Origin of the sequence: Thalassobacter stenotrophicus (assembly GCF_001458315.1) — a bacterium.
GTDB lineage: Bacteria > Pseudomonadota > Alphaproteobacteria > Rhodobacterales > Rhodobacteraceae > Thalassobacter > Thalassobacter stenotrophicus.
In genome coordinates this window covers 233,041-252,775 of the sequence record NZ_CYRX01000011.1, presented here as the reverse complement: position 1 = coordinate 252,775, position 19,735 = coordinate 233,041, and the positions used below count along the sequence as shown (strand labels likewise).

Annotated in this window: 21 protein-coding genes; 5 read left to right on the top strand and 16 right to left on the bottom strand. The window is 57.3% G+C overall.

Translation table 11 applies throughout. The features are described 5' to 3' along the window. Positions 1 to 22: 22 nt before the first annotated feature. Genes denD through THS5294_RS05745 form a run of 5 tightly spaced genes read right to left on the bottom strand, consistent with a single transcriptional unit; the run spans position 23 to position 5,136 of the window. Positions 23 to 988 (bottom strand): D-erythronate dehydrogenase, encoded by a 966-nt coding sequence (gene denD, locus THS5294_RS05765; protein WP_058122976.1) that lies wholly within the window; start codon positions 986 to 988, stop codon positions 23 to 25. A 22-nt stretch (positions 989 to 1,010) separates the two neighbouring features. Further along, positions 1,011 to 2,129, bottom strand: coding sequence for a fumarylacetoacetate hydrolase family protein (locus tag THS5294_RS05760; RefSeq protein WP_058122975.1), 1,119 nt, complete (start codon positions 2,127 to 2,129; stop codon positions 1,011 to 1,013). Positions 2,130 to 2,132: 3 nt separating this feature from the next. Further along, positions 2,133 to 3,515, bottom strand: a complete 1,383-nt coding sequence (locus THS5294_RS05755) for an FAD-binding oxidoreductase (RefSeq protein ID WP_139278658.1) — start codon at positions 3,513 to 3,515, stop codon at positions 2,133 to 2,135. Then, a complete protein-coding gene (locus THS5294_RS05750) occupies positions 3,512 to 4,105 on the bottom strand; it encodes a LysE family translocator (protein WP_038005521.1) in 594 nt (197 codons plus the stop codon). Before THS5294_RS05750 ends, THS5294_RS05755 begins: the two co-directional genes overlap by 4 nt. Then, positions 4,105 to 5,136 carry an L-idonate 5-dehydrogenase gene (locus THS5294_RS05745; protein WP_058122973.1) on the bottom strand — a complete coding sequence of 344 codons (1,032 nt, stop codon included), beginning with the start codon at positions 5,134 to 5,136 and terminating at the stop codon, positions 4,105 to 4,107. Before THS5294_RS05745 ends, THS5294_RS05750 begins: the two co-directional genes overlap by 1 nt. Positions 5,137 to 5,265: 129 nt before the next feature. Between THS5294_RS05745 and THS5294_RS05740 the strand changes: the two genes are divergently transcribed. From THS5294_RS05740 to THS5294_RS05730, 3 genes are read left to right on the top strand one after another with little or no spacing between them, the layout of a single operon-like run. After that, complete coding sequence (locus THS5294_RS05740) at positions 5,266 to 6,024, top strand: SDR family oxidoreductase (RefSeq protein ID WP_058122972.1); 759 nt, start codon at positions 5,266 to 5,268, stop codon at positions 6,022 to 6,024. An 11-nt stretch (positions 6,025 to 6,035) separates the two neighbouring features. Next, entirely contained in the window at positions 6,036 to 6,959 is a 924-nt protein-coding gene (locus tag THS5294_RS05735; RefSeq protein WP_058122971.1) for an NAD(P)-dependent oxidoreductase, read from the top strand. 8 nt (positions 6,960 to 6,967) lie between these two features. Continuing rightward, positions 6,968 to 7,516, top strand: a complete 549-nt coding sequence (locus THS5294_RS05730) for a redoxin domain-containing protein (RefSeq protein WP_233486413.1) — start codon at positions 6,968 to 6,970, stop codon at positions 7,514 to 7,516. A gap of 41 nt (positions 7,517 to 7,557) precedes the next feature. Here THS5294_RS05730 and THS5294_RS05725 read toward each other — a convergent pair whose 3' ends face one another. Genes THS5294_RS05725 through THS5294_RS05710 form a run of 4 tightly spaced genes read right to left on the bottom strand, consistent with a single transcriptional unit; the run spans position 7,558 to position 9,797 of the window. After that, positions 7,558 to 8,256 carry an RraA family protein gene (locus THS5294_RS05725; protein WP_058122970.1) on the bottom strand — a complete coding sequence of 233 codons (699 nt, stop codon included), beginning with the start codon at positions 8,254 to 8,256 and terminating at the stop codon, positions 7,558 to 7,560. 34 nt (positions 8,257 to 8,290) lie between these two features. Further along, the gene (locus THS5294_RS05720) at positions 8,291 to 8,611 is read right to left on the bottom strand and encodes an AzlD domain-containing protein (protein WP_058122969.1); all 321 of its coding nucleotides are present in this window, start codon (positions 8,609 to 8,611) and stop codon (positions 8,291 to 8,293) included. After that, on the bottom strand, positions 8,608 to 9,318 hold the full coding sequence (locus THS5294_RS05715; RefSeq protein ID WP_058122968.1) for an AzlC family ABC transporter permease: 711 nt from the start codon (positions 9,316 to 9,318) through the stop codon (positions 8,608 to 8,610). Before THS5294_RS05715 ends, THS5294_RS05720 begins: the two co-directional genes overlap by 4 nt. Next, on the bottom strand, positions 9,315 to 9,797 hold the full coding sequence (locus THS5294_RS05710; RefSeq protein ID WP_058122967.1) for a hypothetical protein: 483 nt from the start codon (positions 9,795 to 9,797) through the stop codon (positions 9,315 to 9,317). The genes THS5294_RS05715 and THS5294_RS05710 overlap by 4 nt, the downstream gene beginning before the upstream one ends. A gap of 121 nt (positions 9,798 to 9,918) precedes the next feature. On the opposite strand from THS5294_RS05710, the gene THS5294_RS05705 reads away from it, so the two are divergent. Continuing rightward, positions 9,919 to 11,700 carry an IlvD/Edd family dehydratase gene (locus THS5294_RS05705; protein WP_058122966.1) on the top strand — a complete coding sequence of 594 codons (1,782 nt, stop codon included), beginning with the start codon at positions 9,919 to 9,921 and terminating at the stop codon, positions 11,698 to 11,700. 69 nt (positions 11,701 to 11,769) lie between these two features. Beyond that, entirely contained in the window at positions 11,770 to 12,507 is a 738-nt protein-coding gene (locus tag THS5294_RS05700) for an SDR family oxidoreductase (RefSeq protein WP_058122965.1), read from the top strand. 32 nt (positions 12,508 to 12,539) lie between these two features. Here THS5294_RS05700 and THS5294_RS05695 read toward each other — a convergent pair whose 3' ends face one another. From THS5294_RS05695 to THS5294_RS05665, 7 genes are all read right to left on the bottom strand, one after another. After that, positions 12,540 to 13,427 (bottom strand): DMT family transporter, encoded by an 888-nt coding sequence (locus tag THS5294_RS05695; protein WP_233486412.1) that lies wholly within the window; start codon positions 13,425 to 13,427, stop codon positions 12,540 to 12,542. 7 nt (positions 13,428 to 13,434) lie between these two features. Continuing rightward, positions 13,435 to 14,160 (bottom strand): SDR family oxidoreductase, encoded by a 726-nt coding sequence (locus tag THS5294_RS05690; protein WP_058122964.1) that lies wholly within the window; start codon positions 14,158 to 14,160, stop codon positions 13,435 to 13,437. Beyond that, complete coding sequence (locus tag THS5294_RS05685; RefSeq protein WP_038005547.1) at positions 14,157 to 15,035, bottom strand: NAD(P)-dependent oxidoreductase; 879 nt, start codon at positions 15,033 to 15,035, stop codon at positions 14,157 to 14,159. Before THS5294_RS05685 ends, THS5294_RS05690 begins: the two co-directional genes overlap by 4 nt. An 11-nt stretch (positions 15,036 to 15,046) precedes the next feature. After that, on the bottom strand, positions 15,047 to 16,111 hold the full coding sequence (locus THS5294_RS05680; protein WP_072936747.1) for a Gfo/Idh/MocA family protein: 1,065 nt from the start codon (positions 16,109 to 16,111) through the stop codon (positions 15,047 to 15,049). Further along, positions 16,108 to 17,598, bottom strand: coding sequence for a UxaA family hydrolase (locus THS5294_RS05675; RefSeq protein WP_058122963.1), 1,491 nt, complete (start codon positions 17,596 to 17,598; stop codon positions 16,108 to 16,110). The genes THS5294_RS05680 and THS5294_RS05675 overlap by 4 nt, the downstream gene beginning before the upstream one ends. A gap of 79 nt (positions 17,599 to 17,677) precedes the next feature. Continuing rightward, complete coding sequence (locus tag THS5294_RS05670; RefSeq protein WP_058122962.1) at positions 17,678 to 18,628, bottom strand: phytanoyl-CoA dioxygenase family protein; 951 nt, start codon at positions 18,626 to 18,628, stop codon at positions 17,678 to 17,680. Continuing rightward, positions 18,625 to 19,710 (bottom strand): mandelate racemase/muconate lactonizing enzyme family protein, encoded by a 1,086-nt coding sequence (locus THS5294_RS05665; protein ID WP_058122961.1) that lies wholly within the window; start codon positions 19,708 to 19,710, stop codon positions 18,625 to 18,627. The genes THS5294_RS05670 and THS5294_RS05665 overlap by 4 nt, the downstream gene beginning before the upstream one ends. Between the last annotated feature and the right edge of the window lie 25 nt (positions 19,711 to 19,735).

The following is a 19,735-nucleotide window of genomic DNA, read 5'->3' as shown; positions in this document are numbered from 1 at the left end:
ATGTGGCGAGGACGCTGGCGTTTTACGCGCTCGGCTTATCGTCTTCTAGATAGTAGCGGATATTGTCTTCGAAGCTGTCGTCAGCCGTTAAGCCTAATTTAATGGACTTTTTAGGCGCCTGATCAAATCTCCAGCCCTTGACGATGTACTGGATGGCCGCGTCCGCTTCCCAACGGATAAGCTTGGCCGGTTCCAGACCCACCACGGCGGTCATCGCGTCAATCAATTGGCGCACAGACCAGATCTTGCCCGGCATCATCATGTTCCGGTTTTGACCAAGGTCTTCTTCCGCCAGTTCGGCACCTTTGATCAGGTTTTCTACGCATTTACGCGGGCTGAGGTAATAGTGAAGGAAGTCTTCCTCAACCGGGCATACGGCCTCTTGGCCGTTCAGTGGCTCGCGCAGGATGGATGACATAAATGACGACGCAGCACGGTTTGGCTTGCCCGGCCGAACCGAAATGGTCGGAAGCCGGAAGCCGCGACCATCGATGAAACCTTTGCGGCTATAGTCGGTTAGCAAAAGCTCGCCGATAGCCTTTTGTGTGCCATACGAGCTTTGCGGATTGAGAAGGGTGTGATCCACGATGGGGTCGGGCACTTCTCCACCAAAAACAGCCAGTGAAGATGTGAAAACAACGACCGGTTTCGTGCCCAGTGCGCGGGCGCGCTCTAGCACATTGATCGTGCCGGTCATGTTGATTTTGTAACCTAAATCAAAGTCTTCTTCGGCATGCGATGACACAATTGCTGCCAGCACATAGATCACGTCTGTATCGGCATCGATACAGGCTGTGACAGAGGCTGGATTGGCGATATCGCACGTCGTTGTTTCAACCGGAAAGGGCGCACTGACAGGCGCCGGAGTGACGATATCAGCTAGGACGATCTTGGTTAATTCCTTGCCGCGTAATTCGCCGCGTAAAGCAAGGCTTTGAGCCAACTTTTGGCCAATGACACCACCGCCACCGAGGATTAAGACTTTCATGGGGCTCTCCGTTAATTTTGGTTTACAGCAAGGCGCGTGATGCGAGGTTCCGCATCAGCGCAGCGGTGCCGAATGTCCATTCCGGACATTCTGTGGACAGGCGCACGGTGTTGCGCAGGGTGCCTAGGTTTGGTTCGGTAATCTCAACGACATCGCCAACATGATGGGTGAACCCCTGGCCCGGCGCATCTCGATCTTTGGTTGGCGCAAACATTGTCCCGCAAAATAGGACGAAACCGTCAGGATATTGATGGTGTCGCCCGATAGTTTGCGCCGCAAGGTCGGTGGGGTCGCGGCTAATCTGCGTCATCGACGACTGCCCATCGAGAGTGAACCCATCTTCTCCGGTGATCTTCATAGTTAATTCAGCGCGACGTACATCGTTAATGGTAAAGGTGTCGTCGAAGAACCGGATAAAGGGGCCAAGAGCGCAGGAGGCATTGTTATCCTTAGCCTTTCCCAACAGTAGAGCAGAGCGTCCTTCAACATCACGAAGGTTAACATCATTGCCAAGGGTCGCACCGATAATCGCGCCTTTCGATGTCACGCAAAGCACGACTTCGGGTTCAGGATTGTTCCAATTGCTGACCGGATGCAGTCCTACATCAGCGCCGTAGCCAACAGCTGACATTGGTTGAGATTTGGTGAACACCTCTGCAAAGGGTCCGATCCCGACTTCTAGATATTGTGACCACAAACCCTCGGCTTGAAGGACTTCCTTAATCTTTTCGGCGGCCTCAGATCCGGGTTTCACGCCCGAAAGACTATCACCGATGATTTTGCTGACACGTGCCCGAATGGCGTTTGCCCGCTCTGGATCACCATCGGCTTGCTCCTCGATCACGCGCTCTACCATACTATCGGCAAAGGTCACGCCACAGGCCTTGATCGCCTGCAAATCTACGGGGGCAAGCAGCTGGTCCGTCAATTCACTCAAGCTACCAATATCTTCCCCATCCGCGTCATGAATTAACGCCAGCGGGTCGTCCGCCTCACATAAATCGCGCATCGTCGGGATCGTTTTTGAGGTGATATCAATCACCCGCTCCCCTCGGATTGCAACAACGCAGGGCCCCACATCAGGGCGCCAGATGCGTCCGGCAAGAGCCGCATTCGGAACTGGATTGGACAGTGGCAGCATGATCTATTTCTCGTTTGTCGGCGGTAACATTTTGTCTGGGTTGAGGATATTTTTAGGGTCTAACGCGGCCTTTATCGCACGCATTGGGGTCAAGGCGTCGCCATGTTCGGCCTGCATGTAGCGCTGTTTTCCAAGACCGATGCCGTGCTCGCCCGATACGGTCCCGCCCAATCGCAAGGCTGTTTTGCACAGGTCCCCGGTGAACTGTTCGGCGCGCTTCATCTCAGCCGGATCATTGGGATCGACTGAAAGGCCGGCGTGGAAATTGCCATCCCCGACATGGCCCACGATCGTCGCGGTTAACCCTAACTTTTCGGCATCTCGCTGTGCCTGACCAACCGCTTCGGCCAGTTTTGAGATTGGAACACAGACATCTGTTGGCCAAATGTGTTTGCCGTTGCCCAATGCAGCGGAAGCGTAGTGCGCGTCGTGGCGCATCGCCCAAAGGGCGGTTCGATCCTCGGTGGTGTCGGCGGTTTTCCAGCCAGAGGCGCCGTATTCGTGTGCGATTTCGGAGAACGCTGTGCGTTGATCTTCGACAGCGGCGGGGGACCCGTGAAATTCTAGGAAAAGATGTGGCACTTCGGGCAAGCCCGCATCGGAGTATTTGTTGAAACCCCGCACCATCATGTGGTCCAGAAGTTCGATCCGGGCCATCGGAATGCCGCATTGGATTGTCGCGATCACGCAGTTAACCGCATCGTCCACTGTTTCAAACCTGCAGGTGGCGGCAGTGGTCGCCTCCGGTAATCCGTGTAACTTTAGCGTTAATTTGGTGATGATACCGAGAGTGCCTTCGGAACCAATCAGCAAGTGCGTCAGGTCATAGCCATTTGAGGCTTTCCGCGCGGCCGAGCCCGTGCGGATCACGGTGCCATCCGCCAACACGGCCTCAAGCGCGAGAATGTTCTCACGCATCGTACCGTAGCGCACGGCGGTCGTGCCGCTGGCCCTGGTCGCGGCCATGCCGCCCATGCTCGCGTCTGCGCCAGGATCTACTGGGAAAAACAGGCCAGTGTTACGGATGTACTGGTTTAACCCTTTCCGCGTGACACCGGCTTGAACCACGCAGTTTAGGTCCTCGGGGCTAACCTCAAGCACTTGGTTCATATCACGAAAATCGAGGCTAACGCCGCCTGCAGTTGCGAGGTGCTGGCCCTCAAGCGACGATGCTGCACCGACCGGTGTGATGGGGCAGCTATGATCCGCGCAGGTTTTGACGATCGTGCAAACGTCCTCCGTTGAAGCCGGGTAGGCCACGGCATCGGGAGGCGTGTTTGGGAAATAAGTCTCGTTCTGACCATGCAAAGTCAGGTCCGCCTGCGACGTGCTGATCTTGTCACCAAGTTGCGCTGTAAGCGCGTCTATTGCGGATTTGATGCTCATGTTGTGGCGGTCCATGTGGCTAGGGCGACAACAGCCAGCATTGCTAGGGCCATGCCGCCATTAATCGCACGTTGGGTGCGTTGATTAAGGTTCAGCTCGTGCAAAGCCGTGCCAGCCCAAAGCCAAGCCAGATGAATTGGAATCCAAATTGCGTTCATAATCAGGACTTTGGTCAATAGCTCAAAGGGCAGATTATCGGGCGCAAAGCTGAACCCAGAAATAAGAGACGTGTTAACCACGTAGGCCTTTGGGTTAATCGCTTGTAAGGCGAGGCCGCCGCCAATGCCGGGTGGGGTCTTGGCCGCAATGAAAGCAATCTTGGACCCCGCGAATGCGATCCGCGCAGCGAGATAGAGTAAATATGCGATTGAAGCTGTCATCAAAAGCGTTCGCAGCCAGGGCACTGACAACACGATCGCGGCCATCCCCGTTACGACTGCCAAAAGAACAAGGTTTGTGCCGATGAACAGGCCCAGCACATACCTTAACGATGGCCGAAATCCGTACGCCGCGCCAAAACCCGCAGTGGTTAACACTCCTGGACCGGGCGTTATGATTAGTAAAATAACAGCAAGTGTGAACGTACCCATCAGGAAAAATCCAACTGCACTTTCATAGCCTTGGTCCGATCATTTGCGGTATCAAATGCATCTTGAAATTGGCCCAAAGGAAACCTGTGGGTGACGAGCGGGGCGACATTGATCAGGCCCTTTTGCATAAATGCGACGGCCTGTGCGAACTCTGAATGAAAGCGAAATGAGCCTTTGATCGATAGCTCTTTTGCCGTGATTTGCATCATCGGGAGTGTCATATCGCCCGAGAGGCCGAGCTGGACTAGGGTCGCGCGTGGCTGCAGCGCATTGATCATTGCGCGCAGCGCGGGCTCCGCCCCCGAGCATTCGATCCCGACGTCGAGCGAGCCTTTCCCTATGGTGTACGGGGTTAACGCATCCGGCGTCAATTGGGTGTTTAAGGTTACATCTGCACCAGCGTTTTTTGCGCGCTCAAGCGCAGTGTCGGTTATATCAGTTGCAACGATTTCTGCCGCGCCGGCACGCCGCGCAGCTAGAATGATGAGGATACCTATTGGGCCACATCCGGTCACTAGAACGCGTTTTCCCAACATCGTTCCAGCTTGTTTTATCGCATGCAAACAAACTGCTAGGGGTTCAGCCATCGCAGCTTCCGCAGGGCTTAGTCCATCGGCTTTGGCGCATTGTGACGCGTCCGCAATCAGGCTTTCCCGAAAGGCGCCTTGGATATGAGGATATGGCATCGCCGAGCCATAAAATCGCATATTTAGACACTGGTTTGGCAGGCCGCGCAGGCATTCATCACAACTCGCACATGGGCGTGAAGGGGAGACTGCGACCAGATCACCGATCTTTAGTCCACTGACGTTAATACCCACTTCAGAAATATGACCGGACACTTCATGCCCAAGGATCATAGGTTCACGAAGCTTAACGCTGCCGAAACCTCCATGATTAAAGTAATGCATGTCGCTGCCGCAGATACCGCCGCGAGCCATTTTGATGCGAACTTGGTCGTCCCCCAAGGCCTCATCAGGCGTCTCGATCAGGCGCAAATCCTTGGGCCCATGTGCATAGAGTGCTTGCATCAGATGACCCTCCCCAGCCTCTGAAAACGCGGCTTGCGTTGCGCCGCAAATGGTATACCATTTTTGCTAAGTAAGAGCGTCGGCAGGGATTTGTCAAACACCCAAAGACCACGCAGCACCGGAGGGGACATGCCAAATTTTGATCTAACTGGCCGCGTGGCGCTGGTCACGGGGTCCTCTAAGGGCATTGGGTTTTCCCTGTCCAAAGGCCTTGCGAAGGCTGGCGCGCGGTTGGTCATGAATGGTCGCGACGAGGACGACCTCGAAGCAGCTGCGGGCACTTTGCGCGCGACGGGCGCGCAGGTAGACACGCTTTCCTTTGACGTGACAGATCCTGCCGCAGTGCGCGAGGCGGTTAATGATTATGAACGCGTTGGGCAAATCGACATCTTGATTAATAACGCGGGCATGCAACATCGCGGTCCATTAGAGGACTTTGAGACGGACGCCTTTGATCATCTGATGCGAACCAATGTAAACTCTGCCTTTTATGTTGGGCAGGCGGTGGCAAAGCATATGATCCTGCGTGGTCAGGGCAAAATCATCAACATCGCTTCGGTTCAGACGGCACTCGCGCGCCCCGGTATTGCGCCCTACACCGCCTCAAAAGGTGCGATTGCCAATCTTACCAAAGGGATGGCAACTGATTGGGCTCGGCTTGGGCTGAACTGCAACGCGATTGCTCCGGGGTATTTTGACACCCCCTTGAACGCCGCTTTGGTGGCAGACCCAGAGTTCTCCGCATGGTTAGAAAAACGGACGCCGCAAGGACGCTGGGGCAATGTTGAGGAGCTTCAGGGCGCGGCGGTATTCCTTGCCTCTGACGCGGCGAGCTTCGTTAACGGACACACGCTGTATGTCGACGGTGGCATTACCGCGAGCCTTTAGAGGAAATAGAGATGACTGAAAAATTAACGGTCGGGTTCATCGGCGTTGGGCTGATGGGGCACGGGATGGCGAAAAACATCCTTCAGGGCGGATATCCTTTGGTCATCAAAGGAAACCGAAATCGGGCTCCCGTCGATAGCCTTTTGGGCATGGGTGCGACCGAAGTGCAGACCGCGCGAGAAATGGCAGAGCAGTGTGATGTGATTCACCTTTGTCTGTCCAACTCCCCGCAGGTTGAAGCCATTATTCGTGGCCCTGACGGTATCTTAGCTGGCGCGCGTGACGGATTGATTGTTGTCGATACGACGACTGCTGACCCGACATCTACGATGTCGCTGGCGGTTGAAATGGCGACACATGGTGTGCACATGGTTGATGCACCGTTGGGCCGAACACCCAAAGAAGCTGAGGCCGGGACGCTTGATGCGATGGTCGGCGCATCGGATGAGGCGTTTACTAAGGTTAAGCCAGTTATCGAATGCTGGTCCGGCTCAATTAACCATATCGGTACAGTTGGAGCAGGCCATAAGATGAAGTTAATCATGAACTTCATGGCGATGTCATATGCATCGGTTTACTCTGAAGCGCTGAGCATCGCGGTCAAATCTGGCCTGACACCGCAATCGGTGCGGGATGTCATGGCACCCTCGCGCATGGGGTGCGGCTTTTTCGATACGTTCTTTTCTGGCGCCGTCGGCGGCGATCCCAATGCACACAAATTTGCCATCTCGAATGCGGCTAAAGATGTGCGGTACGTGGCGTCCATGGCCACGGCAGCCGGAGTAATGAACCCAATGGGTGCAGCGGTTCGGAATTACTTTGATCAAGCCGAAGCGGTTGGCAAAGGGCAGGACTATGTACCCACGATTGCCAGCCACATTGCTGAATTGAACGGCTGCAATCTGCCGGAGGCGGTTAAGAAAGGCGAAAGCTAGGATTAACCTTGCGCACACTGGACCTAACTAAGGACTTCCAATTGTCATCCCCCAAGCCCAATGTTGGCGCACCTATCACGCCGATGCAATTCACCACAGTGGACGGTGGTCCAATCACCATTGGTGGCCCCAAGGATCGCTGGACACTGTTGGTGGTTTACCGGGGTAAGCATTGCCCACGTTGCAAACGCTACCTGAACAAGTTCAACGCCATGCTCTCGGACTGGACGGCGTTGATGAATGTCGTTGTTGTTTCTGCGGATAGCTTGGAAAAAGCCCAACTGGATAAGGCTGAGTTCGGTTGGGAATTTGATCTGTGCTACGGCTTGACGGAGCCGCAGATGCGCTCCCTTGGGCTTTATGTTTCCGATCCTTTGTCCGAGGCGGAAACCACCACGCGGTTTGCCGAACCGGGCACCTTTGCGATCCGACCTGATGGAAAATTGATGTTGGTTGATATCTCAAATGGGCCGGCGTCGCGGCCCGATTTGGATGAACTTCTCGATGGAATGCGCTTCAATATCGAAAATAATCGGCCGGTGCGCGGGACCGCTTAATTGGTTAACCATGTGGGCCGCACGTTAATGCGTCCCCTCGCTTAGCTTACCAACTTCGCAGTTCCATCTTTTAGCATTGCTTGGACTTTCGTCATCTCGCAAAAGCCATCTTGGACCTTTGCATCGAGAGTGTCCTCCAACTCCTGAATGGCGGCAAGCTGGGCGATAACCGCATCGATCATCGCAAAAGGAACAACGACAACACCGTCTCGGTCGGCGACAACTATGTCACCAGTTTCGATGTGTCGTCCCCCAACTACAGCACCAAATCCAACCTTGCCGGGGCCGTTCGAGTAAGGCGAATTTGGGCTAAGCCCGGCACACCAAGCAGGCAGGCCCGCAGCCACAATCCCGGAGTAGTCGCGCATTTGGCCATCGGTGACAAACCCAGCAACGCCCTTGTTTTTCATCATTCCACAGAACCTGTCGCCGGCGGCTGCGCAATCCGTGTGACCGTGTGCTGCGGCCACAACGATATCGCCCTCTTGCGCGATGTGGAGCGCGCCCATCGTTGCCAAAATCTCGGCCGGGCCGTTGTCCGCGACCAATGCAGGACCATGGGCATGCAGGGGCAGGCCACCATCTGTGCAAACCGGCTGGATCGATGTGCAAAGCGCGCCTTGCCCCTCCATTGCGTCACACAAGAACCCGGTTGGGATGTTCTTAAAGGCGTCAATCTGCGCTTGGGTCGGTCGCTTGATTTTGGCGCGGATTTGCAGCGTGGCGGGTTCTTCGATCATATTAATCTCCCTTAACGGTGTATTTCGGTGCGGTTCAAAGTATAAATGCTAACGCATAAAAGGTGCCCATTCCGGCGATGATCGCCCCGATCACGGACCCACGAAGCCCAACCAAGAACGCGGCGATCGCGGCGATGATGCGAACTGGATCCATGTCGCCGTCAGTGGCGTCAGGCCACAGGACCAAAGGCGTGAACAGCGCGGGAAAAACCGCCACCCCCACATAGCGCAGATGCAATAGCGCCCATTCCGGCAATTCTCGTCCGCCTAGCAGGCCGAGGAATGAAAACCGGATGGCAAATGTGCCAAGCCCAAGCGCGATGGTCAGTGTCCAAAATGTCGTATTGTCGATCATGAAGCGCATGCCTTGCGGCGCCGCAGGAACAGCTCCGTCTGCGCGCCCACGATCATTGCTATGATCGCAGCAATGAACAGGCCAAGCGACCAAGGCACCCACGCGAAAGCAATCGCCATCGCACAGGACGTAAGTGCCGCGACCACGTGTGATAGCGACCTTAGGAGGGGGGCGGTAAGCGCGATGAAACAAATCGGAACGGCGAAATCTAACGACCAACTTTCGGGTATGGCCTGCCCCAACACGGCCCCCAAAAGCGTGCAAGCGTACCAGATCGGACAGATCAACATCATTGCCCCAAAGTAGTACGCAACCTTGGTGTCAGGGGTCATTTCGGGGCGATCTTCGTATGTTTTGACCGCAACAGCAAAGGCTTGGTCGACCATCAAGTAGGCCATCAAAGCTCGTGTTCCCAGCCGGGCATGGCCCAAGTGCGGGACCAAAGCGGCGGAATACATCGCCATTCGCAGATTAACGGCGAGTGCTGCGAATAGGGCGATAAACACAGGCGCTTGGTCCTGCAACAACGCAAGCGCTGTGAATTGAGAGGCCCCGGCAATCACCAAAATCGACATCGACATGGTCTGTAAAATATCCAAACCCGCGTCGCGTGCGACGACGCCAAACAGCATCGAATAGGGCACAACGATCAGGATGAATGGCGCGCAATCGAGGTAGCCGCGCCAAAAGGCTTGGCGCGCGGTCATTGCAGGCTGCGCGACCGCAACTTGACCCGCAGATATACCAGACCTGCAGCCGAGGCTTCGCATTGCGCGCGCTGCCGGGCGATCTGATCGCCTGTGGCCTCGGATGCGGCCTTTGCCAGCTCTTCCATGCGGTCACATTGCATCAAGTTCCCCAGCATGTCGTACTTCAACTCAACCGCTGCAATCGTCGCGAGCCGCTCATCCGCGGTTTCTTTGATCCGCTCCATGTTGGCGGCGATTCCAATGTTCCACGCCTCTCGGGCTTGGCCAAAACAGAGTATCGCTGAGGCGCTCATATCGCCGGGCATTGTTAAACAGCGCTGGTGCGCTTGATCCACACAAACGGTTGGGTTTTCCCCTTGGGCGAGCCGCTCATTCAGACATGCATCGGTGGTGATCAGATCAACATCAGCTGATGCCCCTGAACCAAAGCTACAAGCCATAATCACGCATGCCGCGCGTAGGATACCGTTTCGCATAGGCTGCTTTCTCTCTCCCTTGGGTGGGCTCATCTTTGCCCTTGCATTTGGTATACCATTTCGGAAAGGTATGCCAAGCGCCCCTTTGTAAGCGGGCAGATTCACATCATGGGAGGGCACGATGTCTGACACCCGCGCCAACAAGCGGTTCCGCTCACAGGAGTGGTTCGACAACCCAAACAACCCTGGCATGACCGCACTATATACAGAGCGGTACCAGAATAGCACCTTTACCCGCGAAGAGCTGCAAAGCGCGCGTCCGGTGATTGGGATTGCACAGACCGGCTCAGACCTTGTGCCCTGCAACAAGATCCACGTATTCCTGATGGACCGCATCAAGGCGGGTATCCGTGAGGCCGGGGGCATTCCAATGGAATTCCCAGTCCATCCTGTTCAGGAAACCGGTAAGCGCCCGACGGCGGCGCTGGATCGCAACCTGCAATACCTGAGCCTTGTTGAGGTGCTACACGGGTATCCTCTGGATGGTGTCGTACTGACCACTGGTTGTGATAAAACCACGCCTGCGATGTTGATGGGGGCGGCCACCATGGACATTCCCGCCATCGCCCTGAACGGCGGGCCAATGCTGGACGGTTGGTGGAAGGGCAAACGCGCTGGGTCCGGCGCAATCGTCTGGGAAAGCCGCCGCCTGCTGGCGGAAGGCAAGATCGACTATGAAGAGTTTATGAAGCGCGTATGCTCCTCTGCGCCAAGCCAGGGGCATTGCAACACGATGGGCACGGCCAGCACGATGAATGCGATGGCCGAGGCGCTGGGTATGACCCTGACCGGTAACAGCGCGATCCCCGCACCGTTTCGTGAGCGCATGGCCATGGCCTATGAGACCGGTAAGCGGATCGTTGGGATGGTCTATGAGGACTTGAAGCCGTCTGACATCCTGACGCGTGAGGCCTTTGAAAACGCAATTGTCGTGAACTCTGCGATTGGTGGATCGACGAATGCACCGCCGCATTTGCAGGCCGTCGCGCGGCATATCGGCGTTGATCTACACGTGACCGATTGGGAAAAAATCGGCTTTGACGTACCCTTGATGGTGAACATGCAGCCCGCCGGTGAATACCTCGGCGAGAGCTTTTTCCGCGCAGGTGGTGTGCCCGCGGTGATGGGTGAGCTGGTTAAGGCCGACCGCCTGCATTTGGGCGTCATGACAGCCACGGGAAAAACGATGGGTGAAAACCTGTCCGGATGGGAGAGTGAAGATACCGACGTGATCACGACCTATGCGGAGCCGATGCGCGTACATGCGGGCTTTAAGGTTTTGTCCGGCAATCTGTTCGACAGTGCGCTGATGAAAACCAGTGTGATTTCATCAGATTTCCGTCAGCGGTTTCTATCAGAGCCGGGCAATGAGGGGGTGTTTGAGGCGCGTGCCGTCGTGTTCGAGGGCCCTGAGGACTATCACGACCGGATCAATGATGCCGCGCTTGAGATTGACGATCACACAATTCTGTTCATTCGCGGTGTCGGCTGCGTGGGGTATCCCGGCTCGGCTGAGGTGGTGAACATGCTGCCGCCGGACGCGATTGTGCGGCAAGGGGTGAACCACCTGCCAACGGTTGGTGATGGCCGCCAATCCGGCACGTCCGAGAGCCCATCGATCCTGAACGCGTCACCAGAGTCGGTGGTGGGGGGTGGGCTTGCCTATCTGAACACAGGCGACCGTGTCCGGTTGGATTTAAACGCGAGCCGAATGGATGCTTTGGTGCCAGGCGACGAGTGGCAAGCCCGTATTGATGCGTGGGAAGCACCTGAGTTAAAGCATCAGACACCTTGGCAGGAGATCTACCGCAAGCATGTTGGGCAATTGTCCGATGGTGGATGTTTGGAGTTGGCGACGGCATACCAAAAAATCCGCCACGATCTGCCGCGTGATAACCACTGATTGGGGGCTCTGCCCCCGCTTCGCTCCCCCGGGATATTTAAGAACCAAAGAAGGTAAGGACACGGGTCCATGACAAAGAGTATCATCATCACCGGCGGCGGACGCGGGATTGGTAAGGCGACGGCTGAGGCGTTTCTTAAGGCGGGCTGGAAAGTTGGTCTTGTGGGGCGTAACGCTGAGGCTTTGGCGGCTGTTGCGGCGACGCATGAGAACGCGTTGGCTATGCCTTGTGACGTGAGTGATGAGGCATCGGTAGTGGATGCGTTTGGGAAAGCGGCGGCGCAGTGGGGCCATCTGGATGTGCTGTTCAACAATGCGGGTGTATCATTGGCGTCGAGCACTGTGGATGAGATCGACGTTGCCGCGTGGCGCAACCTGATCGACATTAACATCACCGGCAGCTTTATCTGTGCGAAAGTGGCCTTTGGCTTGATGCGGGCGCAGGACCCGCAGGGCGGGCGGATCATCAATAACGGTTCGGTTTCCGCCTATGTGCCGAGGTATGGTTCAGCCGCCTACACGACGTCTAAGCACGCAATCACCGGTTTGACGCGTTCTGTTTCTTTGGATGGGCGGGCGTATAATATTGCATGTGGTCAGATCGACATTGGCAACGCTTTGACCGACATGGCTGTGGCAATGACCAAGGGTGTGCCACAGGCTGATGGGTCTATGGCGGTGGAACCTGTAATGGACGTATCCAACGTTGCCTCGTCGGTTCTGCATATGGCGTCGTTGCCGTTGGATGCGAACGTGCAGTTTATGACCGTTATGGCGTCAGCGATGCCCTATATCGGGCGCGGCTAGGCCCAACGTTGGGATTGAGTGGGTGGTCTTTGTCACCCACCTTTCACCTTTCGCTCTCGGGCCCAGATGTACAAACCCGATCCGATGATGATCGCGCCGCCGCCCAGTGTGTAGATCGTGGGCCATGTGCCGAAGATAAAGATACCTGCGAAGGCGGCGAACACGATCTGCGTGTAGAACATCGGTGACAGCAGCGAGGCATCGGCCCAGCGGTGTGCTGTGGTGGCTGCAATATGGCCCGTGGCGCCGAAAAAGCCGATGGCCATGAATACCATCCATGCTTGGATATCGGGTGGCCAGACCCAGCCCTTGACTACGAAGGGCAGCAAAATGGTGGTGGATACGGCTGACGACCAAAGCTGTTGTGTTGCGTTGCTTTCGATGCCGGCCAACATGCGGGTCATCACAAAGTAGAGCGAGGCCACCACCACCGATGCGACCGACAACAGCATCGCGGGATGCCATGCCGCCGACCATGGTTGGGTCACGACCAGCACCCCCGAAAAGCCAACGCAGACCGCAATGATACGGCGAATGCCCACGGTTTCACCCAGCATTGGGATCGCCAATAGGGTCACCACGATGGGCATTGTGAATTGGATCGTCGTGGTGATCGTGATGGGCAGATAGCTGAGTGCGATGAAGTTGAGTATCGTACTGCCGAGTAAAAAGACCGACCGCAGGAATTGCTTGCCTGGGCTTTGGGATCGGATCGCGCTCAATCCTTCTTGGGGGAGGTACACGATCAAGGATACGAGCAGGTGCCCCGCGTACCGGGCAAACACCACCTGTAACGCAGGCAACCCTGCGATCAGCAACCACTTGGCGGACGTGTCGATACAGGTGAACAAGGCCACCGCGAGCACCATGATACCGATGCCCGCAGCGGTTTTGTCTTCGCGGGGGAGAACGCCTACCAAGCGCGGCTCATATCGTCATCCCGCCGTCGATGCTGATGCATTGGCCGGTCATGTATTGCGTCTCATCCGAGCCGAGATAAACCACCAGATCCGCGATCTCAGGTGCGGTGCCAATGCGGCCCATGGGCTGTCGCGCGACAAACGCGGCCATTGCGGCGTCGTAGTCGCCCGTGGCTTTGAGCCGGTCGTGCAAAGATGGACTATCGACGGTGCCGGGGGCGATGGCGTTGCAGGTGATGCCCTTGGTTACAAAGTCCGCCGCAACAGATTTTGTCAGGCCGATTACTGCGGCCTTGGACGTGCCGTATATGCAGCGATTGGGCAGGCCCATTACGCTAGAGGCGACGGAGGCGATATTGATGATCGACCCGCGCCCCTTGTCGATCATTCCGGGCAAAGCGGCCTGAATGGCATGCATCTGCGCACGTACGTTCAGGTGCATCGCAAACGCGAAATCGTCGTCCGATACCTCTAGCACCGAGCCGCCATGCACGTGACCTGCGCAATTAACCAAGATGTCCGGTGATGCGTCTTTGACGGCCGCTTGCAGGGCGTCTTTGTCCAGCACATCAAGGGCAAATGCTTTTTCAGCGTCCAACCCCTCAAGCAAGTCTGCGTTGAGATCGGTCGCAATGACCTGCGCGCCATTGGCTGTTAAGGCCTCGACGCAGGCACGGCCAATCCCTTGGCCGGCTGCGGTGACGAATGCACGTTTTCCAGCAAGTCGTGTCATGCGGGGCCCATGCTTTTGCTCATCCAGTCTACCATCTGTGAGACCATCTTATCGCCGTCGCCGCCTTCGGTCGCGGCCTTCAGCGCGTCGCCTGCACAAGCGGACATTTTGCTGTTCAGGTTCATATCTTGGGTCATCTGACGGTAATAGCCCACGTCCTTCGACGCGTTAGCGATCGAAAACGCGAGATTTTGGTCACCATCAACGGCGTAGTTGCGCACGAATTCCATCATGCCTGACCGCAGGGGACCGGCGGCCATGACTTCGAACAGTTGCTGACGGTCGATGCCGGCGGCGTCGGCAGTGGCAAAGGCTTCGGACATGGCGCAGGCCGTGGTCATGCCGAAGTAGTTGTTGATCAGCTTGATCGTGTGGCCGCTACCCAGTTTCCCGAGGTGAAAGACATTCTCGCCCATAACGTCGAGCACGGGCTTTACGCGGTCAAACGCGGCTTTGTCGCCAGAACACATCAGGTTCAACAGTCCGTCTACGGCGTGCGCGGGGGTCCGGCCGATGGGGGCGTCTAGATAGGTCGCGCCCTTTGCCTCCATGTCCGCTCCGATCTTGAGGGTCGATGCAGGCAGCGAGGTGCCAAAATCAATCACGACTTGGCCGGATTTGACGCCCGCAAGGATGCCATTGTCGCCATAAACATTCGCCTCAACATGGTCTGAGGTGCCGACGCAGATCATCACAACATCAGACGCCTCAGCGACCTCACGTGCGTTGGCGGCCTCTGTCGCGCCGCGGGCCAAAGCGGCCTCAATCCCGGTGCGGTCGCGGTTGCCCAGAACGATGACGTCATAGTCTGCCTTTTGCAGGCATTCGACCATTGCGCGCCCCATCAGGCCCAATCCGATAAAACCAACTTTCATATCTTACTCCCTTATATTCCTGTGAAATTCCCGGGTACGTCGCCTTGACGAACCGGATGGCCGTTGCGCCCAGATAGGGCGGCGGCAAGTGTGATTTCTAGGGCTTTGACGCCCTCTGCACCGCTGCAAATGACGTCGTCCTGACCGCCATTGGCCACATGCGCAAAGCGGATCAGTTGCTCTTTGATTGGGTCGATCTTGGCGAACTCTGGCGCGTCATGTCTGAGCAGTGGTTTGGACCATTCGATTTCGCCCCCGTCAGAACGGCCCCAACGGGTTAACGAGGGGAACGCCAGCGCCCCCTCAGTCCCGGTAAATCGTAGATAATCCTCGCCTGAGCCGGCAATGGCGGGGTTCTCATAGCTGCCGGATTCAAAGGACCAAGGCGAGACCCCTGCATCGGACATCAGCATTGAACCCAACGCGCCTTGTGCAAAGCGGAAGGCCATTGATGCGGTGTCCTCAATCACAAGGTTCCGACTGGCGGAGGACAAAAGCGTCGTCGTTTCGGTGATTTCCCCCACGAGGAAATGCAGCAGGTCCACCTCATGGCTGAGGTTTGTCATCAGCGGCCCTGCCCCGGGTGCCCTGCGCCACGGCGCATCATAATAGCTGGCATGTTTGCGTAAGGACCAAAGCCCCTGAACACCGACCAAATCGCCCAACTCAGAGAGGGCATCGCGGGCAGCAATGGTGAATGGGTGGCAGCGACGGTGGTGACCCGTGAAAAACGGCAAGCCCAGAGTGGTGGCGCGTTGGACCAGGTCATTCGCGGCATCGAGCGTATGCGCGGTCGGTTTTTCGACCAGCACGGCCCAGCCCTTGTCAAAGCACTTAAGCGTGCTTTCTGCATGGTCTGGTGTTGGAGTGGCTATGATGGCTGCCCGTGTGTCGGCAGGTGCCGCATCAATATTAGCGACCATCGGGAGGCCCTGCTGCGCAAGCGTGGCGCGCAGTGTGTCGTCAGGTTCTACCACGCAGACCAGATCAACGGCCGCGCAGGATTGCGCGACACCGATGTGCCGCTGCCCAATGGAGCCCGCGCCAATGATCGTGAGTGGAACTGCCGTGCTCACATCGTTGCACCGATTTGCCACGGCACGAATTCGTAGTCGCCAAGGCCCTGCGCCTCGGATTTCGACAACTCACCCGAAGCCATGCGCAGCCACATCTCATAGATTTCGCGGCCCACGTCCTCAACGGATTTGCCGTCGGACAGAATGGTGCCAGCGTTGATGTCCATGTCATCCGACAGCCGGCTGTACATTTCGGTGTTGGTGGCGACCTTCATTGAGGGGCTGGGTTTGGCACCAAAGGCTGAGCCGCGCCCGGTGGTAAAACACACAAGGTTGCAGCCGCTGGCGATTTGTCCCGTGACAGAGACAGGGTCATAGCCAGGGCTGTCCATAAAGGTGAAACCCTTGGCCGTGACCGGCTCGGCGTATTTGTAGACGCCCATGAGCGGGGTCGTACCCCCCTTTGCGGCAGCCCCAAGCGACTTTTCGAGGATGGTCGTAAGCCCGCCCTTTTTGTTCCCGGGAGAAGGGTTGTTATCCATGCTGCCCATGTTGCGGGCGGTGTAATCCTCCCACCAGTCGATGAGGCCAAGCAGCTTATCACCGGTTGCACGGTCAATCGCCCGGGCCGTGAGGAGATGTTCCGCCCCATAGATTTCAGGCGTTTCAGCCAGCACGCCTGTACCGCCTTGAGCGACAAGCAGATCGCAGGCATGGCCAACGGCGGGGTTCGCGGTGACCCCGGACCATGCGTCCGAGCCGCCACATTGCAGCGCCACCATTAGTTCCGACGCGGGAACCTCTTCTCGGGTCGAGGCGTTGACGACGGGCAGCATTTCTTGGATCTTTTTGATGCCGAGTGAGATGGTTTTTTGCAGCCCGCCCACGTCTTGGATATTCATGCTTTGGAAGAGAGGCCCGGGCTTGAGGCCGTATGCCTCAACCAGCCAGTCGATTTGGTTCATCTCACAGCCCAGACCGGCCATCAGAACGCCACCGATGTTTGGGTTCTTGGCGTAGCCCCACATGACACGCTGCAGAGCTTCGAACCCATCGCCCGAGCCGGCCATGCCGCAGCCGGTGCCGTGCACAAAGGCCACAACACCATCGACGTTTGGATAATCTGCAAGCGTGTCTGGAGTGAAATGCGCGGCAATCATACGCGCAGCGGTGGCCGAGCAATTCACGGACGTCAGAACCGCGATGTAGTTTCGTGTGCCGACGCGCCCTGTGGCGCGCTTGTAGCCCATGAAGGTGTCTTGGGTCGTTGCTTTGGGTGTGGGATGCAGGTTGGTTGAGAACTCGTATTCAGTGTCTACACCGCGAAATTCTAGGTTGTGTGTGTGAACATGCGCGCCTTTGGCGATGTCTTCGGCGGCGTAGCCGATAATCTGAGCGTATTTGCGCACCGGTGCGCCCTTGGCGATGTCCGCGACGGCCATTTTGTGGCCGCGTGGGATCAGTTGGGTTGCGCCATCGCTACCGATTTCGAGGGGCTTGATCGCGGTGACGACGTTATCTTGGTCGGACAGGCGGACGGTGGTCATTGTGGTGTGGTCCTATTTGGGGCTCTGCCCCCGCGCTGCGCGCTCCCCCGGGATATTGGGGAACCAAAGAGAGGGTGTACTAGGCGCATGCGGGGCTGTCGGAGGTCCATCTGTGAATTGGGATATGGGTTTGAGGTGCGAGGGTGGCGCGGGTTTCGTGCCACATGTCTTGCCACGTGTGCCAATCGTGCAGTTCAGTTTGTGGGGTGGCGCGCGACCGTGCGACGAAATCTGGAAAGTGGGCGCGACCTGTGGGTTGGCCCGTGACGTTGAAACGGATGTCGAAGGACCAGCGGAAGCCGTCTGATACGTTGTCGAGGGCGCCGTGGGGGGTGAGGGGATGAAAGATCACGGCGCCGCCGGCTTTGACGGGCAACGGCTGGGCTTTGGAGGTATCAAGAAAGCCGTCGGCAATGGATGTTTGGCGTTGCGGACAATGGGGATACATTTGCGGCTTGCCGGGTATGACTTGGAGGCAGCCGTTGTCGAGGGTGGCATCGGTGATTGCGAGCCAGACTGTGACCATCTGGGTCCGGTCGCCTTCTTCGAGAGCGACAGCGCGGTCCTGATGCCAGTCCGTGGCCATGATGTGTGCGGTTGTCTCGGATGTTCGCAAGGTGCGAGCGGGTGGTTTGAGGCGGACGTGTTGGATGGGGTTCGATGTGATCTCGGGGCCGATCAGATCCTCAACCACGTCTAAAAGGCGCGGTGAGGTCAGCATATCGAACACGGCAGGGCCGGTATGAAACGGTGTGTCCGCCGCGATTTCGGAGCCGGGCAGCGAGATATCCATCGGTTGGAACCATTCGCATCCTGCCTCATAGGCGACGGATAGTTTTTCGAAGAAATCCATGTCGCCTGCGGGAGGGACGCGCCCTTGGGCGTGCCATTGGGAATAAAGCGTATCGAGCAGGGCTGCGTATTCCGCTTTGATCGCGCTGAGGGTCGCGGGGGAAAGGATATCGTCGACGACGAGCACGCCGTCACGTTCAAAAGCTGCGATTTGATCAGGGGTTAGGACGAGTGTCATGCGCGTAGCCTTTCTAGCTTGTCCCAATCAAAAGCGACGCCGTGGCCGGGCGTATCCCGCGCTATGGCGTGGCCGTTTTCGATTTTGAGTGGAGTTTCAACGTAGTTTTCCAGCCCGAACCCATGCGCCTCAAGATAGGAGCGGTTCGAGCAGGCCGCGAGCAGATGGACCGTGATGTCGTGGGCGCCGTGGCTGGTGACGGGCAAGTGGAAAGCCTCGGCCAAGCGTGCGATTTTCATAAATGGCGTGACGCCGCCACAGTTGGTGACATCGGGTTCGGGGAACGTCACACCGCCTTCGATCGCGGTGCGGAACTCCCACAGGGAGCGCAGGTTTTCGCCTGAGGCGATGGGGATGCCCCCCTCGGTCAGGATGCGCTTGTGACCGGCGGGGTCCTCGGGCGGGATCGGTTCCTCGAACCAGACGAGGTCGAAATCGTTGAATGCACGCGCGGCGCGGATGGCTGCGTCCACGGTGTACTTCATGTTGGCATCGACCATCAGCGGCATGTCAGGCCCGAAGACATCCCGCATGGCCGCAATTTTGGCCACGTCTTCGCGCAGCAGGTCACGCCCGACTTTCATTTTGATCGCACGGTGACCGTGGGCGATGTTTTGGTGCGTTTGATCCACCAATTCTTGGGGCGTGAGGTCGATGTCGATCCCGCCCGCGTAGCAGGGGACCGCCGCGTCGAAGCCGCCAAGGAGTTGATAGAGAGGGAGGCCCGCTTTGACCGCCTTTAGGTCCCACAGGGCCATGTCCAACGCGGATTGCGCAAGCACGGTTGGCCCGCCGCGTCCGCCGTAGTGAAAGGCCCACCAGATGTCTTTCCAGATCGCTTCGATCATGGCGGCGTCGCGTCCGATGACCATCGGGGTCATTTCGCGGCCTAGAATGTCTGCAATTGCGCCGCCGTTTACCCCACAAGTGAAGGTATATCCGACGCCGATGGCCCCATCGCTATCTGTGACGCGCGCGGTCACGACCTCAAACCCGGTCATGGTGCCGTGCATCGAATCCTCTAGCGCCCGGGGCAGGGGGATAACGTAGTGGTCTGTTTGAATGCGGTCGATGCGTGCCATGGGGTCTTCCTAAAATGGGGGCACC

Excerpts from the sequence above, each read along its gene's own strand:
- denD (WP_058122976.1), bottom strand. The coding sequence starts at position 988 with ATGAAAGTCTTAATCCTCGGTGGCGGTGGTGTCATTGGCCAAAAGTTG.
- THS5294_RS05760 (WP_058122975.1), bottom strand. The coding sequence starts at position 2,129 with ATGCTGCCACTGTCCAATCCAGTTCCGAATGCGGCTCTTGCCGGACGC.
- THS5294_RS05755 (WP_139278658.1), bottom strand. The coding sequence starts at position 3,515 with ATGAGCATCAAATCCGCAATAGACGCGCTTACAGCGCAACTTGGTGAC.
- THS5294_RS05750 (WP_038005521.1), bottom strand. The coding sequence starts at position 4,105 with ATGGGTACGTTCACACTTGCTGTTATTTTACTAATCATAACGCCCGGT.
- THS5294_RS05745 (WP_058122973.1), bottom strand. The coding sequence starts at position 5,136 with ATGCAAGCACTCTATGCACATGGGCCCAAGGATTTGCGCCTGATCGAG.
- THS5294_RS05740 (WP_058122972.1), top strand. The coding sequence starts at position 5,266 with ATGCCAAATTTTGATCTAACTGGCCGCGTGGCGCTGGTCACGGGGTCC.
- THS5294_RS05735 (WP_058122971.1), top strand. The coding sequence starts at position 6,036 with ATGACTGAAAAATTAACGGTCGGGTTCATCGGCGTTGGGCTGATGGGG.
- THS5294_RS05725 (WP_058122970.1), bottom strand. The coding sequence starts at position 8,256 with ATGATCGAAGAACCCGCCACGCTGCAAATCCGCGCCAAAATCAAGCGA.
- THS5294_RS05720 (WP_058122969.1), bottom strand. The coding sequence starts at position 8,611 with ATGATCGACAATACGACATTTTGGACACTGACCATCGCGCTTGGGCTT.
- THS5294_RS05715 (WP_058122968.1), bottom strand. The coding sequence starts at position 9,318 with ATGACCGCGCGCCAAGCCTTTTGGCGCGGCTACCTCGATTGCGCGCCA.
- THS5294_RS05710 (WP_058122967.1), bottom strand. The coding sequence starts at position 9,797 with ATGCGAAACGGTATCCTACGCGCGGCATGCGTGATTATGGCTTGTAGC.
- THS5294_RS05705 (WP_058122966.1), top strand. The coding sequence starts at position 9,919 with ATGTCTGACACCCGCGCCAACAAGCGGTTCCGCTCACAGGAGTGGTTC.
- THS5294_RS05700 (WP_058122965.1), top strand. The coding sequence starts at position 11,770 with ATGACAAAGAGTATCATCATCACCGGCGGCGGACGCGGGATTGGTAAG.
- THS5294_RS05690 (WP_058122964.1), bottom strand. The coding sequence starts at position 14,160 with ATGACACGACTTGCTGGAAAACGTGCATTCGTCACCGCAGCCGGCCAA.
- THS5294_RS05685 (WP_038005547.1), bottom strand. The coding sequence starts at position 15,035 with ATGAAAGTTGGTTTTATCGGATTGGGCCTGATGGGGCGCGCAATGGTC.
- THS5294_RS05675 (WP_058122963.1), bottom strand. The coding sequence starts at position 17,598 with ATGACCACCGTCCGCCTGTCCGACCAAGATAACGTCGTCACCGCGATC.
- THS5294_RS05670 (WP_058122962.1), bottom strand. The coding sequence starts at position 18,628 with ATGACACTCGTCCTAACCCCTGATCAAATCGCAGCTTTTGAACGTGAC.
- THS5294_RS05665 (WP_058122961.1), bottom strand. The coding sequence starts at position 19,710 with ATGGCACGCATCGACCGCATTCAAACAGACCACTACGTTATCCCCCTG.